This is a genomic window from Brucella sp. NBRC 113783 (assembly GCF_040372265.1).
Classification (GTDB): domain Bacteria; phylum Pseudomonadota; class Alphaproteobacteria; order Rhizobiales; family Rhizobiaceae; genus Brucella; species Brucella teleogrylli.
This window is the reverse complement of sequence record NZ_BAABRX010000003.1, coordinates 129,265-143,889: the sequence shown is the minus strand read 5'-3', so window position 1 is coordinate 143,889 and position 14,625 is coordinate 129,265. Positions and strand designations below refer to the sequence as shown.

The window sequence follows — 14,625 nt, the reverse complement described above, 5'->3', positions numbered from 1 at the left end:
ATCAGGGGAACGCGGAGCAAAACATGACTGAATTCACCCGTCGCCAGACGTTGGGTATGGGCGCTGCTGCCTTTTTGACGAGCATTCTGGCAGGGCGTCTGCCGGTGCAGGCGGCAGAAACCGACACGCTTACCATCGCTTTCAACGTCAATCTTCCGTCCTTCGATCCGACCGTCGGTCCGTCAGCGGTCAATCCGACGATTCAGGCAATCTACCGCTCGATTTTCGACCAGTATATCGGCCAGGACCCCGACCTCAAATTCGTTCCGGGCCTGCTGACAGGCTGGGGCTGGAACGACGACAAGACCAAGGTCTGGATGGATGTTCGCGAGGGTGTGACCTGGCATGACGGCTCGCCGTTCACCCCGGAAGATGTGGTCTGGGCGCTGGAGCGCGCCGCCGACGAAAAGACCGGCAACCCGATCCAGTTTGTCTGGTCCACTGTCGGCAACTACAAGATCGAAGGCAACAAGATCACTGGCGATGTGCTGCGCTTCGAACCCACCTATTTCATGTGGATGGCCTTCCTCACAGGCTACATCCTGCCCAAAGCCTATTATGAGAAAGTGGGCGCGGAGGGCTTCGAGAAGAAGCCTGTCGGCACAGGCCCCTATATGGTTGACGCCTATGAAGGCAATGCCTTCCTGCGCCTGAAGGCCAACCCAAATTATTGGGGCGGCAAGCCAGCTTTCGAAACTGTGATCTTCAAGTTCGTGCCGGATGGCACCAGCCGGGTTGCCGAGATCGAATCCGGCTCGTCCGACGTCACGCTTGAAATCCCGTATGAAGAATTCGACCGCCTGAAGGAAAAGAACGGTCTGGCAGGCGTCGCGACTCCGATCTCAGATATCGGCATGATCTTCCTTAACAATATCGAAGTCATGAACGACAAGAACGTGCGCCTGGCCGCCTGTCACGCCGTTGACAAGCAAGCTATCGTCAAGCGCCTGCTGCGTGGCTACGGCGTACCAATCGACACGCTCGAAGCGCCGGAATATTCGGCCTATGATCCATCAATCAAGGTTCCTTACGATCCCGAACTCGCCAAAAAACTGCTGGCCGACTCCGGCTATTCGACCGACAAACCCGTGAAGTTCAAGATTCAGACCACCCGTGGCCTGAAGCCGAAGGACTACGAAATGGTTCAGGCCATTGTGGGCATGTGGCGCAAGGTCGGCATCGAAGCCGAAATCGAGGTCTACGAGATAGCCAAGCACTATGAGCTGCGCGCCGCCGACCAGCTTGCACCAGCTGCCTTCTACAACTGGGGCAATGCGATCGGCGACCCGACCACCTCAACAGGCTTCGCCATGTTCGGCCCTTCGCCCCACTCGGTATGGAACACCGACGATCTGGATGGCATGATCGCTCCGCTTTGGGGTGAGAAAGACGAGGCCAAGCGCATCGCTGGCTGGAAAGCCGTCTGCAAGTATATTGCGGAGCAAGGTTACGTGCTGCCGTTGCTGCAATACGCACAGCCTATTGTCTATAAATCAACGCTGAAGGTCACCCCGAATGTTTCGGGCGCGCTGCAACCAACCTTGGTATCAAAGGCTTGATAGCATGTTGGCCGGGCACGCGCTGTGCCAGCCTTCCATTGCTTGATTGATGTCCGGCCTGCTTGGCCGAACACACCAGTATAGTGTCTACGTCTGCCTGCGCGAGACTCCATAACCATGCAATTGCTTGCTCTTTCTATCCTGAACCGTCTGGTTCTCGCGGCGGTGACCCTGTTTGGGGTTGCAGTTGTGGTTTTTGTCCTGTTGCGCGTCGTTCCCGGCGACCCTATCGCCATGATGATCTCGCCGGGCGCTACACCGGAACAGATCGCGCAGCTTCGCGCGAACTATGGACTCGATGGCAGTATCTTCAGCCAGTTCAGTATCTGGCTGACGTCACTGCTTTCAGGAGATTTCGGCACCTCCATCTCGCTGCGCCGCAATGTTCTGGAACTGTTGTCCGAACGCCTGCCAGCAACCCTTGAGCTCGCCTTCATCGCACTGATCTTCGCTATTCTGCTCGGCGCTGCCGTGGCGATTGCTGGCACGCTCGTGCGCCGCACCCCTGCCGAACCCGTCATCGATACCGTCAACGGCGTGGTGCTGGCTGTGCCTGACTTCGTCTGGGCACTGGCACTTGTGTTGGTGTTGGGTGTGTTCTTCCCCATATTACCTCTCTCCGGGCGGATCGATCCGAGCGTGCAGAGCAATTTTGCAACCCCCTTCTATCTGTTCGAAAGCCTGCTACGCCTGCGCTTCGCGCAGTTCGCCGACATCGCCGCCCATATGACCATGCCAGTACTGGCGCTCGGTTTGCCACTCGCGGCGATTATCGCCCGCGTGCTGAAGGAGGCGCTGCTCGAAGCCATGGTGCAGGACTATGTGCTGCTCGCCAAGCTCAAGGGCATGTCCTCGTTACGGCTGGTGTTGCAAGAGGCACTGCGCAATGCCGTTGGCCCCACCATCGCGCTGACCGGAGTGCAGTTCACCTTCCTGATCGGCGGCACAGTCATCGTTGAGCGTATCTTCGCCTATCCCGGCATCGGCAATATGGCAATCGACGCTGTCATCAACCGCGACCTGCCACTCATTCAGGGCCTTGTCCTCGTCTTCGGCGCCCTGTTCATCGTTATCAATATTATGGTTGACGTCCTCGTCGCCGCATTCAATCCGAGGCTGCGCCATGGTTAAGTCACTGCGCGCGGCGCTTTCTGAACCCAAGGTAATTCTCGGCGGCGGCTTTATCCTCTGCCTTATATTGGTCGCGATCTTTGCGCCGTGGCTCGCGCCCAAGGATCCGCTCGAACAGGACCTGATGCTCGCCACGCTGCCGCCAGCAGGCTATTCTGGCACCGAGCCCGGTTACTGGTTCGGCACCGACGATCTTGGTCGCGACGTGCTTTCGCGCCTGATCCACGGCACGCGCGTCGCCTTGCTGGTCGCCTTCATCGCCGCAGGTCTTGCGGCGCTGGTTGGCACCGCGCTCGGGCTGCTCGCAGGCTGGTATCGCGGCTGGGTCGACTCCGTCATCTCGCGTCTCGTCGACATCTGGATGGCGTTCCCGCCGGTACTGTTATCGATCCTGCTGGTGGCAGTCTTCGGCGCGGGCGTGCATTCGGTCATCGCAGCCATCGTCATCATCGACTGGACGCGTTTCTGTCGTGTCGTCCGTTCGGAAACGATGGCGCAGGCGCGGATGGACTATGTAACGGCAGCGCAAGTTTTGGGCTTCTCCCGCTTCAAGATCCTGATCGGCCAGATCCTGCCGAATGTCGCCCCGGTCCTGATCGCGCTCATCAGCCTGGAAATGGGTATCGCCGTCATCGTCGAGGCTATTCTCTCATTCGTCGGTCTTTCCGTCTCGTCCGACACGCCAACCTGGGGCGGCATGATCGCGCAGGGCCGACAGATCATCTATCAGGGATGGTGGGTATTGGTGGCGCCTCTCGTGATGCTTTTCCTGACCGTTCTTGCCTTCAACCAGCTCGGCGACGGCCTGCGCCGCGCCCTTGACCCGATGATGCGCCGATGACCGAACCCCTTCTCTCCATCAACAGCCTGTCGGCGGTCTCGGATCGGGATGGCGGCTCGCCCGTTCTTCGTGATGTCGCATTGACACTCGGGCGCGGCGAGGTCCGCGGCCTCGTCGGTGAGAGCGGCGCCGGCAAATCGACCATCGCCAAGGCGCTGCTTGGTATCCTGCCGCACACGGTCCGCATTACCCGCGGCACCATCAATTTCGAGGGCCGCGACCTCCTGACCATACCGGCTCCCCAATTACGCCAGATTATGGGCAGTGAAATCTCGCTCATCCCGCAGGACCCGCAGACGGCGCTTAATCCAGGCCGTCGTATCGAGGCCCAACTGACCGACGGCTTGCGCCTCAAGCGCGGCCTGTCAAGCAAGGCGGCCCGTGAACGCGCGCTGACCCTGCTGGAGGAAGTGCATATCCGCGATCCGGAGCGGGTTTTGCGCGCTTATCCGCATGAGCTATCGGGCGGCATGCGCCAGCGCGTGCTGATTGCCTCGGCATTTGCGCTCGAACCCAAGCTCGTGATTGCCGACGAACCGACAACCGCGCTCGACGTGACCGTGCAAAAGCAGATCCTTCGCCTCATTCGCGGCATGCAGCGCACTCATGGCACGGGCGTCATATTCGTGACGCATGATCTGGGCGTCGTTGCCCAAATCTGTGACAGCGTAACGCTGCTCTACTCCGGTAAGGTGATCGAGCAGGGCAGCACCGCCGATGTCCTGCAGCGACCCAAGCACATCTACACTAAGGCGCTGATGGCCGCTGGCCCGCGTTACGACCGCCCCAATAGCGGCTTGGAACCGGTGCCACAATCGGTGTTCGAGCAACTGCGCGCCGAGATCGGAAAAAGCTGATGACCAACATGCTTCTCACAGCTCGCGGCATAGAAGTCGCTTACGGTGCGGGTGGCCTTTTCGGCAGGTCTGCTGGCCACAAGGTGCTGCATGGCATCGACATCGACATCGCGCGCGGAGAAACGATCGGCATCGTCGGCGAGTCCGGCTCGGGTAAGACAACGCTTGGCCGGGCGCTGCTGCGCCTCGTCGACATCTCCGCCGGCGAAATCCGGTTCGACGGTCAGGATATTACCAGTCTGCCCGATAACAGGATGCGACCACTGCGCCGACGTATGCAGATGATCTTCCAGGACCCGATGGCATCGCTCAATCCGCGCCATTCCATTCGCCGCATTCTGGTGGAGCCAATGCTGTTGCACAGATTGGCGGCCAACGCCGCTGAGGCCGAGGCGAAGGTTCTCAAAATTCTCGACCGCTTCACCCTGCCCGAGGTCGTGCTTGACCGCAATGCCCACGAACTCTCGGGCGGTCAGCGCCAGCGAGTGGGCATCGCCCGCGCCGCCCTTCTCGAACCGGACTTCGTTCTAGCTGACGAAATCGTCTCCGGCCTTGACGTTTCGACGCAGGCGCAGGTACTCAACTTGATGAAAGACCTGTCGCGTGATATGGGCCTTTCCATGGCCTTCATCAGTCACGATCTTAGCGTCATTCGGGCCATCTGCGACCGCGTCTATGTGCTTCGTTTCGGCAAGGTCGTCGAGGCGGGAGCGTGCGAACAAGTCTTCGCTGATCCGAAGTCAGCCTATACCCGCGCGCTGCTCGACGCGATCCCACTGCCGGAAATCGACCCGGAATGGCTCGAGCGCGAAGCACTGCCCGAACCCCACTGACGATCAGCGCCCGAGCAGCGTTTCGAGATTAATCGACTCGGCCATTGTCAGATTGCCCTTATCGCCGGGGTGAAGATGATCGCCGGAATCGAAAGCTGGCGCGATGCGGGCGTTATTGTCTGGATCGCGAAGAAGCGCATCAAAATCGACCACCGCGTCGAACGCACCGCTCTTGCGAATCCACTGATTGATCTCGTTGCGAAGCGCGTCCTTGTCGGCGTTGTAGTAGCCCTCGAGTGGGGTCCCAGAAAGCGCACCCTCGAATGGTGTCAGTGTTGCGCCAATGACACGGATGTTGTGCGCGTGTGCCAACGCGATGAGCTGCCCGTAGCTCTCGATCATAGCCTCAACGCTCGGTCGCTTGGAGTTCGGAGCAAAGGCAGTGCCTGGCCACGAAATATCGTTGATGCCGATGAATACGATGAGCGCCTTCACGTTGGGCTTGGACAGTACATCGCTCTCCAAACGGGCAACTGCGTTAACACCCATTTTGTCCTCGAGCAGGCGGGCGCCGGAAATACCCGCGTTAAGGACGGCGATGCGTCGGGGCGCAAGCCGCTTTGCAAGAAAATCGGGCCAGCGCGAGTCTGCATCCACTGTCGCTCCGTTACCATCGGTAATGGAATCGCCGATGATGGCGACTGCACCTTCGTTAGGGGTATCGACCAGAACGTCTGTTAAAAGAATGCGTGCATCGGTCGTGTCAAATGCCGTGAAGTCGCCCGCCGCAGTAAGGTTACCATGGCCGAACCATGCTGTCTGACGGCCATCCCAATGAAAGGTGTCCAGAGCCGTTTCATCCGGCAGAAAAATGGAAACCGCGAGCCGCGATTGCGCATCGGTTTGCAAATCCACCGGATCACTAACCACCGGTGCGCCGGGCAGCATGACGACGCTCGATTTACCGCCAAAAGTGAGCTTTCGGATAGTCGACGGGGCTACTGCCGCCTGCTGACCAGCGGGGGCAACGCTGGCTGCGCCAATTTTCAAAGGCTGTTTTCCATAGATGTTTGAGAAAACGAACCTCAGTCTCATGCCTCCAAGACTAATTCGAACAATCTGGCGGAAAGTACGATCTTTCACCCTTGCAGGGATTTTTGTCGGGAAGGCGAAATCCCCTCCCCAGACCGGTTGTGGACTGGCCGTCCACGTGCCGACCCACTGCCCATCATCGGCGATCGCGGGCGCTGGGCCGAGAAGGATGGCTCCCATAGCCAGGGCGCTTGCAATCCAGCCAGTAAATAGGAATTTCCGACCAGCTCGACGGCCAGTGCGCGCGCTGTTTAGTCGAAGCGACATTATCTTCTTATCCTCTCGTTACGAGCGCATCGCTTGGGCGATGCATTTTGCTCGCGATGTTTCGTTCGCGAGAGAATAGATCGTGTTACGATAGTGATATAGATTGCTCATTGTAATATCATTTGTGAATTCAAAGACCAATTCCAGCACCACCGTCGTCGCGCTTCCCTCATCAGCTAGTCGACGTATCTAAGGAAAGAAAATGGCGCGCGCTGAAATCAATCGCTCGGGTGAAATGGAAGTGTTTGTCTGCGTGGTCGAGCGGGGCGGATTTTCGGCGGCGGCACGCGCCTGTCACATGACACCGTCCGCAGTCAGCAAGTTGATAACACGGTTAGAGACCCGCCTTGGCGCACGATTGGTGAACCGCTCTACACGAGCGTTCCAACTCACCACGGAGGGATGCGTGTTCTACGAACGCGCCATGCGAATTCTCGCAGATATCGCCGACGCCGAGAGGAGCGCAGGCACAGGCGAAGAGCCCGTCGGTCGCATCCGCCTCAACACCAGCGCATCCTATGCCACCCATATCCTCGCTCCTATTCTTCCGGAGTTTCTGGCGCAATTTCCCGGTGTCTCGCTTGATCTGATACAAACTGACACCGTCGTGGATTTGCTTGCCGAAAGAACCGATGTAGCGGTGCGTGCGGGACCGCTGAAGAGTTCGAGCCTTGTTGCGCGAAAACTGGGCGACTCCGCCATGCTGATTGTTGCCGCCCCAGCCTATCTCGACCAATTGGGCGAACCGAAAACAATCGAAGACCTTGAAGGCCACAACAGGCTCGGCTTTGGCTATGTGCGCTCTGGGGATGGCTGGCCTCTCATGCGGAATGGGGAGACCGTCGTCGTACCTACCGTTGGACGTATTCAAGCCAGCGACGGCGAAGCTCTGCGGCGACTGGCGCTGAGCGGCGTGGGCCTTGTCCGCGCGCCGAACTTCACCGTACGGGAGGACATTGCAAGTGGACGTCTCGTACCGGTTTTGGAGGAATTTAATCCCGGGGATCTGGAATCCTTCCACGCCATACATATCGGTCAGGGCGGCCCACTGCCCTCCCGCGTGAGGGCACTTCTCGACTTTCTGGCCCTCCGAGGAAGAGTTTCGTAGCATCAACGCGCCTGAACACCTTATTTAGTGATGCTGGGACCAATATGTCTTGTTACAGCTTCTCAGCAGTCATCATTCGAGCGAGAAAACCGCGGATGATCGGCAGCGCTTCGTCAAAATACGTTCCCAACAACCAGTGGCCTACCTCTTCCAGGAAATTAACCTCAGCGTCCGGCAGGTCGCGTCGATAGGTGCGCGCAGAGTCTGCGGGCATATAGCCATCCTGCGGCCCCCACAGGCTCAGGGTCGACGGCTGATATGCACCAAACACCGCCCCCTCCCATGCAGCAACAGAGAACTTTCCTCGATTCACGCTTCACGTTGATGCATTTCATCTTCCATACTAGTCTACCATCTGCTAGTTAAAGGATAATCTATGGAGGCAAAACGTGCGACAGACTTGGAGATGGTTCGGTCCAAAGGATCTGACGTCAATTGACGATATGCGGCAGGCCGGCGTGGAGGGTGTCGTTTCGGCCCTGCACCACATGCCGACCGGCGAGGTATGGACTGCGGACGAAATTGCGCTGCGGCAGGCTCAGATCGGGCGCATGAATGACGGCGCACCCTCCCGCCTGGCATGGGAAGTGGTGGAAAGCCTGCCCGTATCTGAAGATATCAAGCGGCAGACTGGCGACTGGAAGACCCATATCGCCAACTGGAAAACCAGTATGACCAATCTCAGCCGCGCTGGCATAGAGGTCATCTGCTATAATTTCATGCCAGTGCTGGACTGGACGCGCACGGATCTCGCCTTCCGTCTGGACAGCGGCGCGACATGCATGCGCTTCGATCTCATCGATTTTGCCGCTTTCGACATTTACATATTGCAACGCAAAGGCGCAGCGGAAAGCTTCCCTGCCGATGTGGCGCTTGCCGCAAAAGAGCGCTTTACAACGATGAGCGATGCGCGGCGCGAGGAACTCGCCGCCAATACCGTTTACGGTCTGCCGGGTGCAGCCGAAAACTTTACCCTTGCCGATGTGCGCGACCAATTGGCAAAATATGACAATATCAGCGCGGACAGGCTGCGTCGTCATCTTATTGATTTTCTATCGGAAGTGTCTCCGCTAGCCGAGGAACTCGGTATGCGTCTGTGCTGCCACCCGGACGACCCCCCTTTCCCACTGTTGGGCCTGCCCCGCATCATGTCCACCGAGGACGACTACCGTCAGATCATCGAGGCAGTCGATGTTCCAGCCAACGGCATCACGCTTTGCACCGGCTCGCTTGGCACACGGCGCGATAACGACCTGCCCGGAATGATGCAGCGTCTGGGCGACCGCGTCCATTTCCTGCATCTGCGCAATGTCACGATTGAAGATGCGGGCCAGTATGGCTCTTTCCACGAGGCAGGGCATCTTGAAGGCGGCACGGATATGGTCGCGATGGTCGCTGCCATTCTGGCCGAAGAACGCCGCCGCAAGGCAACAGGTCGTAAAGACTGGCAAATTCCGTTCCGCCCCGACCATGGGCAGGATATTCTGGATGATCTTGGACGACGCGGACAACCGGGTTATCCGTCCATCGGTCGCCTGAAAGGTCTGGCGGAACTGCGGGGAATCATGACCGCGCTGGAGCATCCGTTGACGACAGGAAACGCGTGATGAGACTGTCGGCCAAAAGCAGCCCAACGGATGGAGCCACATGGCCCGCTTATGATCCACAGGCTCTTGATGCAGGTATCCTGCATCTGGGTCTGGGCGCTTTTGCCCGTGCTCATCTGGCCGCCTATACCGACGCAGCCCTGACGCAAACACCGTCTGACTGGCGGATCGTCGGCGTCTCGCTGCGTGGAACCGACGTGGCCGAAGCGCTTAATCCGCAGGACGGCTATTACACACTGATCGTGCGTGGTGAGGAAAGCCGCGCCCACGTCATCGGCTCAGTAAGACAGGTGCTTGCCGGGCCGACGGCTGGCGCTGAAGCGCTGTCTTTTATGACAGAACCCAACTGCCGGATTGTCAGCATCACCGTGACGGAAAAAGGCTATGGCCTTTTGCGCAGCGGTGGTTGCGATCCCGTACATCCCGCGGTCATGGCCGATTTGCAAACGCCATACCAGCCCCGGGGCGTTCTCGGCCTCATCGCATTGGGTCTCAAACGACGCTTCGAATTGGGCTTACCGGCATTTACCGTCTTAAGCTGCGATAACCTGCCGGATAATGGCGCTTTGTTACGCGCTGCGGTCATCGATTTTGCGACGCGCGCGCATGGCCCTGAACTGTCGAAACGCATCGCGCAGGAGGTCGCTTTCCCGGCAACCATGGTGGACCGGATCACACCGCAACCAACTGACCGGACCCGCGCCGACGCCGCGCGGGCCATTGGGTGCGAAGACGAAGCTGCAATCGAGACAGAACCGTTTTCGCAATGGGTGATCGAGGATCACTTTCCTGCCGGGCGTCCGGCATGGGAGGCGGTGGGTGCCACCTTTACGCAAGACGTCCGCCCCTTTGAAAAAATGAAACTGCGCATGCTCAATGGAAGTCATTCAATGCTGGCCTATGCCGGGTTTCTCTCGGGCAAGACCTATGTACGCGATGTAATGGCGGACGCGGCGCTCAACAGGCTGGTGCGGCGCCATTTGCATGCGGCAGCACAGACCTTGACCGCGATGGATACCGATCTGGACGCTTATGCGCAGGCTCTGGCTAACCGGTTTGCCAATCCGGCCATCGCGCACGAAACACGCCAGATTGCCATGGACTGCACCGAAAAAATGCCGCAGCGCATCTTTGCGCCAGCCGTCGAATTGCTGGAACAAGGCGGTGACACTACAGCCTTCGCGTTCGCCACATCGGCGTGGATGCGTTACGGTCTGGGCCTGCATGAGAATGGCCAGCCATATCCGCTGAATGATCCTCGTGGTGACGAAATCACCGCAGCACTGGCCAATACAAAGTCCGCATCGGATATATTTGCCGCTTTTGCCGCGTTGCCGGGTCTTATGCCGCCCAAGCTGAAAGAAGGGCCATTTGCCGAACAGGTGGTTTCACGTCTCAATCGAATGCTTACCGATGGCATGGTCGCAGCCATACATCATGAAGCGGAGAGCTGTTGATCGAGCCGTTCAAAGATCGTTGACGATGAGATCGGAATAACGCTGGGCCAGATGTTCGGTGACTTTCAAAACTTCCGAAAGGTGAACATGCACGGCGGCTTCCGCCGCAATCGGATCGCGACGCTTAACCGCTGATAGCATGGCCTTGTGCTGCTCGATGAGCAATTCGACGGGGGTAACATTGGGCAGGCTCAGAAAGCGCAAGCGATCAAACTGGGCTTTTTCCCGTTCCAACAGGCTCCATATGTCGCCCATCCGGATTCCATTGGCGACAGTGCGATGAAAGGCATCGTCGGCGATGGTAAAATTCTCAGGAGAGTCCTTTGAGCCTTCCTGCATCGCGATAATGGCGTCGAGTTCATCCGATATAGACGCAGCAAGCCCTTCTTCGGCGGCACGTTTGAAAACCGCAACTTCCACCGCATTGCGCACGAAACGCGCGCGCTGTACTGCGGCCAGTGAAATCGGCATGATGAAGGTGCCGCGCTGCGGCCAGACCTCGACAAGCCCCTGATCGACCAGCCGCAACAGGGCCTCACGCACCGGCGTGCGGCTCGTACCGAAATGTCGGGCGAGTTCGTTTTCCGAAACCCGTTTGCCCGGCATGAGACGCAGGGTGATGATATCGTTACGAATGGCGTCGAGAATGCTCCCTACTGTGGGGGGAGCGCCCGCGCCAGGCACCGGCTTTTCGGGATTATGGGTCGATCCAGGAAGCACTGCCATGCGTCAGCCGTCCCAGCCGAGATGGCTCAGGAAATCCTTCGTGCGCGCAGTTTTCGGATTTTCGAAAATCTGCTCCGGCGGCCCCTGTTCGATGATCTGCCCATCGGCAAAGACCACGACCTGATCGGCAACGCGCCGGGCGAAGGTCATTTCATGGGTCACGACAATCATGGTCATTCCGTCATCCGCCAGCCGTTTCATGACACTGAGCACCTCGCCGATGGTTTCGGGATCGAGCGCCGATGTCGGTTCGTCAAAGAGCATGACTTCCGGTTCCATTGCAAGGGCTCTCGCAATGGCGACCCGCTGCTGCTGCCCACCGGACAGGTTGGACGGGAAATTTTCCGCCTTGTCCGAAAGCCCCACCTTGGCAAGCAAAGCCAGAGCGCGTTCCTTTGCCTGCCTTTCCGAAAGGCCCAGAACGGTGGTCGGCCCCATCATGATGTTGCCGAGCGCATTCTTATGCGGAAACAGCTCGAAATTCTGAAACACCATGCCCATGCGCTGGCGCATGGCACGAACCTGTTTGGGGTCCTGCGTTAGCACGGTGCCATCGATCCTGATCTCGCCGCTATTGATTGCTTCCAGACCATTGGTGCAGCGAAGCAGTGTGGATTTACCGGAGCCGGACGGGCCGATGAGACACACGACCTGTCCGCGATGCACTTTCAGGCTGACATTCTTGAGAGCTTCAAATGTGCCATAGGATTTGCAGACATTGCGATATTCAATGACGACATCGCCGGTCTTTACGGGTGCTGTGTTGGAAGATGTCATTCGGTAACCCCGTATTTGCGGTGAATCCAGTCAACAATTTTGGCCTGCGGATAGCCCAGCAGCCAATAGATCGCGGCCATTGCGGTCAGAAGTTCGATTACGCGGAAAGTCTGCGAGCGGATTTGCAGCGCCGTATGCGCCAGATCACCAACCGCAATCACCGACACCAGCGAGGTGTCCTTGAACAGCGTGACCCATGTGGTTGCCAGCACCGGTAAAACACGGCGCGAAGCCTGCGGCAGCACGATCTTGCGGAAAGCCGTCCATTCGCTCATTCCGAGCGCCAGCCCTGCCTCGGTCTGCCCCTTGCGGATTGAACGGATGCCAGAGCGGAACGTTTCCGAATTATAGGCGGCATTGTTGGCCACCAGCGCGAGAAGCCCAGTCAGAAATGGCGAAAGTGCAAGACCGCTCATCATGGGCAGCACATAGAACGCCCAATAGACGACCAGTATGATCGGCAAATTGCGCAACAGTTCCACATAACAGGTCGCAATCAGCGCGACGATTTTGAAGCGCGATTCCCGCATGACCGCGATCAGGATACCCAGCGGCGTGGCAAACAGCATTGTCAGCACGGTCAGCGCGATGGTGATCAAAGCACCATGCCCCAATGCGGGCAGGCTTTTCCAGATGATAGACCAGTCGAAACTCATGAGCGCCCCAGGAAGGAAATGCGGCGATAGAGCATGTCGACGCCTCGGGTGAGCGGGAAGATGATGATGAAGTAGAGGATCATGACGGTGGTGTAGGCCTCGACAGGCGCATATTTCTGCCCGGCAATAGCTTCGGCGCGGCGCATGAGTTCCGGCACGGCGATCACGGTGGCAATAGCCGTGTCCTTGACCGCGAGCGACAGCAGCGAGCCGAAGGATGGCAGCATGCGCACGAAAGCCTGCGGCAGCACGATCTTGCGCAGAACCTGCGCCTGCGACATGCCAAGCGCCAGACCGGCGCGAACCTGTCCGGGGCGCACGGACTGAATGCCAGCGCGCATCACTTCGGCAACATAGGCGGCGAGATGCAGCGACAGCGAGAACAGCGCCGACCAGAATGGCGGCAGATTGATCCCCGTTGCGATTGGCAGCGCGAAATAAACCCAGACAAGAACCACCAGAACCGGAATGGCGCGCATGGTATCGATATAGAAGATCGTGATGCGGCTCAGCCAGTTGGGACCATAAAGGCGGGCGACGGTGAGCAGCAGCCCCAGGAAGAAGCTTAACACGCTCACACTGGCAGCCAGCAAAAGCGTCACCACCAAGCCGCTGAGCAGGAACTGCCAGCTATCAAAAATAGCGCTGAAATTGAATTCCATGTGTCAATATCCAGAGATCCGGGACCCTGAAAGTTCTGCCTGAACAGAACATGATCTGCGCGCGCCGGATTCAGCGCGCGCAAAGTCCATATGGCTTACATTTTGGAGACTTCGGCTTCTTCTTCCTTGAGAAGTTCTGGAAGCATTGGCTCAGCCACGGCTTTCAGCCATGCGAGATATTCAGGCTGGTTCTTATCGATAGCCAGACCGATCTCATTGACGGCCTCGGTGCTGTCCTGACAGTTATTTTCACGCGGCAACGCTTCTAGGCCCTTCACATTGCGGCTGAGGGCCACGAAGGGAATGCGATTGATCGGCGCCACGTCCGCGCGACCCGCCATGATTTCTTCCATCGGCGCCGCTGTTCCAGCGCTCGTCACACCGCGAAGCGTGGCCTTGGGGAAACGTTCCTTGACCCAATTTTCCTCGCCGCCGCCCGTGAAATAGGCAATGGTCACTTCCGGTTTGTCGAAATCGTCAACCGATTTGGCACCCGAAACCTTTGGGTTGTTAGCCTTGCCGAACACGCACAAAGCCGTGCGCGAATAGGTGACAAAATCAACAACTTCCTGCCGCTGCTTGGTCATGGAGAGTGGCGAAATCGTCATATCTACCTGATTGGCGGCCAGAACCGGCACTTTGGTTTCGTGGGAAACGAGAACCGGAACCAGTTTAACGCCAAGCTTCTCGGCATAGGTCTGCGCAAGCGTCCAGGCCGGTCCGCGCCATGGCTGGCCGGAACCGGTGGTATCTTCCACGAGCCATGGCGGATTGGCCAGAACACCGGCACGCAATTCACCCGACTTCTTGATGGCGTCGATACGCGCACTCTTACCGGGTGCTGGAACTTCCTGCGCCTGCGCCATGCCAGGCAGAGACACCATATTCATAGCTGTGGCGGCCACGACTGCCCATAGCAACTTTTTCATTGAAATCACTCCTCCCATACAACGGCCAGCACTCCCTCCGACCTGATATATTCTAGTATACAAGTTGCGATACACTTGCAAGGACTACGTGAAAATATCTCTGAGCCCCGTTGAGGGTTCGCCGCAATTCTTTGATTAGATGCCGGGAAGTCCGGTTATTGGCAGTCCGGCGAGAAGGTCGCA

General features: G+C 58.3%; 15 protein-coding genes. 8 read left to right on the top strand and 7 right to left on the bottom strand.

The features are described 5' to 3' along the window. Window positions 1-23 precede the first annotated feature (23 nt). From ABWW11_RS11220 to ABWW11_RS11200, 5 genes are all read left to right on the top strand, one after another. A complete protein-coding gene (locus ABWW11_RS11220) occupies window positions 24-1,559 on the top strand; it encodes an ABC transporter substrate-binding protein (protein ID WP_109366164.1) in 1,536 nt (511 codons plus the stop codon). 123 nt (window positions 1,560-1,682) lie between these two features. Beyond that, on the top strand, window positions 1,683-2,690 hold the full coding sequence (locus ABWW11_RS11215) for an ABC transporter permease (RefSeq protein WP_371830811.1): 1,008 nt from the start codon (window positions 1,683-1,685) through the stop codon (window positions 2,688-2,690). Next, complete coding sequence (locus tag ABWW11_RS11210) at window positions 2,683-3,531, top strand: ABC transporter permease (protein WP_109366166.1); 849 nt, start codon at window positions 2,683-2,685, stop codon at window positions 3,529-3,531. The genes ABWW11_RS11215 and ABWW11_RS11210 overlap by 8 nt, the downstream gene beginning before the upstream one ends. Beyond that, a complete protein-coding gene (locus ABWW11_RS11205) occupies window positions 3,528-4,388 on the top strand; it encodes an ABC transporter ATP-binding protein (protein WP_121537654.1) in 861 nt (286 codons plus the stop codon). The genes ABWW11_RS11210 and ABWW11_RS11205 overlap by 4 nt, the downstream gene beginning before the upstream one ends. Next, window positions 4,388-5,221 carry an ATP-binding cassette domain-containing protein gene (locus tag ABWW11_RS11200; protein WP_109366168.1) on the top strand — a complete coding sequence of 278 codons (834 nt, stop codon included), beginning with the start codon at window positions 4,388-4,390 and terminating at the stop codon, window positions 5,219-5,221. The genes ABWW11_RS11205 and ABWW11_RS11200 overlap by 1 nt, the downstream gene beginning before the upstream one ends. A 3-nt stretch (window positions 5,222-5,224) precedes the next feature. On the opposite strand, the gene ABWW11_RS11195 is transcribed toward ABWW11_RS11200, so the two are convergent. After that, the gene (locus tag ABWW11_RS11195; protein ID WP_109366169.1) at window positions 5,225-6,520 is read right to left on the bottom strand and encodes an SGNH/GDSL hydrolase family protein; all 1,296 of its coding nucleotides are present in this window, start codon (window positions 6,518-6,520) and stop codon (window positions 5,225-5,227) included. Between the two features lie 202 nt (window positions 6,521-6,722). Between ABWW11_RS11195 and ABWW11_RS11190 the strand changes: the two genes are divergently transcribed. Further along, the gene (locus ABWW11_RS11190; RefSeq protein ID WP_124915366.1) at window positions 6,723-7,628 is read left to right on the top strand and encodes a LysR family transcriptional regulator; all 906 of its coding nucleotides are present in this window, start codon (window positions 6,723-6,725) and stop codon (window positions 7,626-7,628) included. Between the two features lie 52 nt (window positions 7,629-7,680). Here ABWW11_RS11190 and ABWW11_RS11185 read toward each other — a convergent pair whose 3' ends face one another. Continuing rightward, window positions 7,681-7,899 (bottom strand): alpha/beta fold hydrolase, encoded by a 219-nt coding sequence (locus ABWW11_RS11185; RefSeq protein WP_109366171.1) that lies wholly within the window; start codon window positions 7,897-7,899, stop codon window positions 7,681-7,683. A gap of 118 nt (window positions 7,900-8,017) precedes the next feature. On the opposite strand from ABWW11_RS11185, the gene uxuA reads away from it, so the two are divergent. Continuing rightward, window positions 8,018-9,235 (top strand): mannonate dehydratase, encoded by a 1,218-nt coding sequence (gene uxuA, locus ABWW11_RS11180; RefSeq protein ID WP_109366172.1) that lies wholly within the window; start codon window positions 8,018-8,020, stop codon window positions 9,233-9,235. Continuing rightward, a complete protein-coding gene (locus ABWW11_RS11175; protein ID WP_109366173.1) occupies window positions 9,235-10,692 on the top strand; it encodes a mannitol dehydrogenase family protein in 1,458 nt (485 codons plus the stop codon). The genes uxuA and ABWW11_RS11175 overlap by 1 nt, the downstream gene beginning before the upstream one ends. A 9-nt stretch (window positions 10,693-10,701) precedes the next feature. Here the strand turns inward: ABWW11_RS11175 and ABWW11_RS11170 are convergent, their stop codons facing one another. The 5 genes from ABWW11_RS11170 to ABWW11_RS11150 all read right to left on the bottom strand — a co-directional run bounded on the left by ABWW11_RS11170 (window position 10,702) and on the right by ABWW11_RS11150 (window position 14,442). Continuing rightward, a complete protein-coding gene (locus ABWW11_RS11170; protein WP_109366174.1) occupies window positions 10,702-11,418 on the bottom strand; it encodes a GntR family transcriptional regulator in 717 nt (238 codons plus the stop codon). A 3-nt stretch (window positions 11,419-11,421) separates the two neighbouring features. Next, window positions 11,422-12,195 carry an amino acid ABC transporter ATP-binding protein gene (locus ABWW11_RS11165; protein ID WP_109366175.1) on the bottom strand — a complete coding sequence of 258 codons (774 nt, stop codon included), beginning with the start codon at window positions 12,193-12,195 and terminating at the stop codon, window positions 11,422-11,424. After that, on the bottom strand, window positions 12,192-12,851 hold the full coding sequence (locus ABWW11_RS11160; RefSeq protein ID WP_109366176.1) for an amino acid ABC transporter permease: 660 nt from the start codon (window positions 12,849-12,851) through the stop codon (window positions 12,192-12,194). Before ABWW11_RS11160 ends, ABWW11_RS11165 begins: the two co-directional genes overlap by 4 nt. After that, on the bottom strand, window positions 12,848-13,513 hold the full coding sequence (locus tag ABWW11_RS11155; protein ID WP_109366177.1) for an amino acid ABC transporter permease: 666 nt from the start codon (window positions 13,511-13,513) through the stop codon (window positions 12,848-12,850). Before ABWW11_RS11155 ends, ABWW11_RS11160 begins: the two co-directional genes overlap by 4 nt. 95 nt (window positions 13,514-13,608) lie before the next feature. Continuing rightward, window positions 13,609-14,442 carry a substrate-binding periplasmic protein gene (locus ABWW11_RS11150; RefSeq protein ID WP_109366178.1) on the bottom strand — a complete coding sequence of 278 codons (834 nt, stop codon included), beginning with the start codon at window positions 14,440-14,442 and terminating at the stop codon, window positions 13,609-13,611. Window positions 14,443-14,625: the final 183 nt, after the last annotated feature.

Coding starts and splice junctions, on each gene's coding strand:
- ABWW11_RS11200 (WP_109366168.1), top strand. CDS start 4,388: ATGACCAACATGCTTCTCACAGCTCGCGGCATAGAAGTCGCTTACGGT.
- ABWW11_RS11170 (WP_109366174.1), bottom strand. CDS start 11,418: ATGGCAGTGCTTCCTGGATCGACCCATAATCCCGAAAAGCCGGTGCCT.
- ABWW11_RS11220 (WP_109366164.1), top strand. CDS start 24: ATGACTGAATTCACCCGTCGCCAGACGTTGGGTATGGGCGCTGCTGCC.
- ABWW11_RS11205 (WP_121537654.1), top strand. CDS start 3,528: ATGACCGAACCCCTTCTCTCCATCAACAGCCTGTCGGCGGTCTCGGAT.
- ABWW11_RS11165 (WP_109366175.1), bottom strand. CDS start 12,195: ATGACATCTTCCAACACAGCACCCGTAAAGACCGGCGATGTCGTCATT.
- ABWW11_RS11210 (WP_109366166.1), top strand. CDS start 2,683: ATGGTTAAGTCACTGCGCGCGGCGCTTTCTGAACCCAAGGTAATTCTC.
- ABWW11_RS11155 (WP_109366177.1), bottom strand. CDS start 13,513: ATGGAATTCAATTTCAGCGCTATTTTTGATAGCTGGCAGTTCCTGCTC.
- ABWW11_RS11195 (WP_109366169.1), bottom strand. CDS start 6,520: ATGTCGCTTCGACTAAACAGCGCGCGCACTGGCCGTCGAGCTGGTCGG.
- ABWW11_RS11160 (WP_109366176.1), bottom strand. CDS start 12,851: ATGAGTTTCGACTGGTCTATCATCTGGAAAAGCCTGCCCGCATTGGGG.
- ABWW11_RS11150 (WP_109366178.1), bottom strand. CDS start 14,442: ATGAAAAAGTTGCTATGGGCAGTCGTGGCCGCCACAGCTATGAATATG.
- ABWW11_RS11175 (WP_109366173.1), top strand. CDS start 9,235: ATGAGACTGTCGGCCAAAAGCAGCCCAACGGATGGAGCCACATGGCCC.
- ABWW11_RS11190 (WP_124915366.1), top strand. CDS start 6,723: ATGGCGCGCGCTGAAATCAATCGCTCGGGTGAAATGGAAGTGTTTGTC.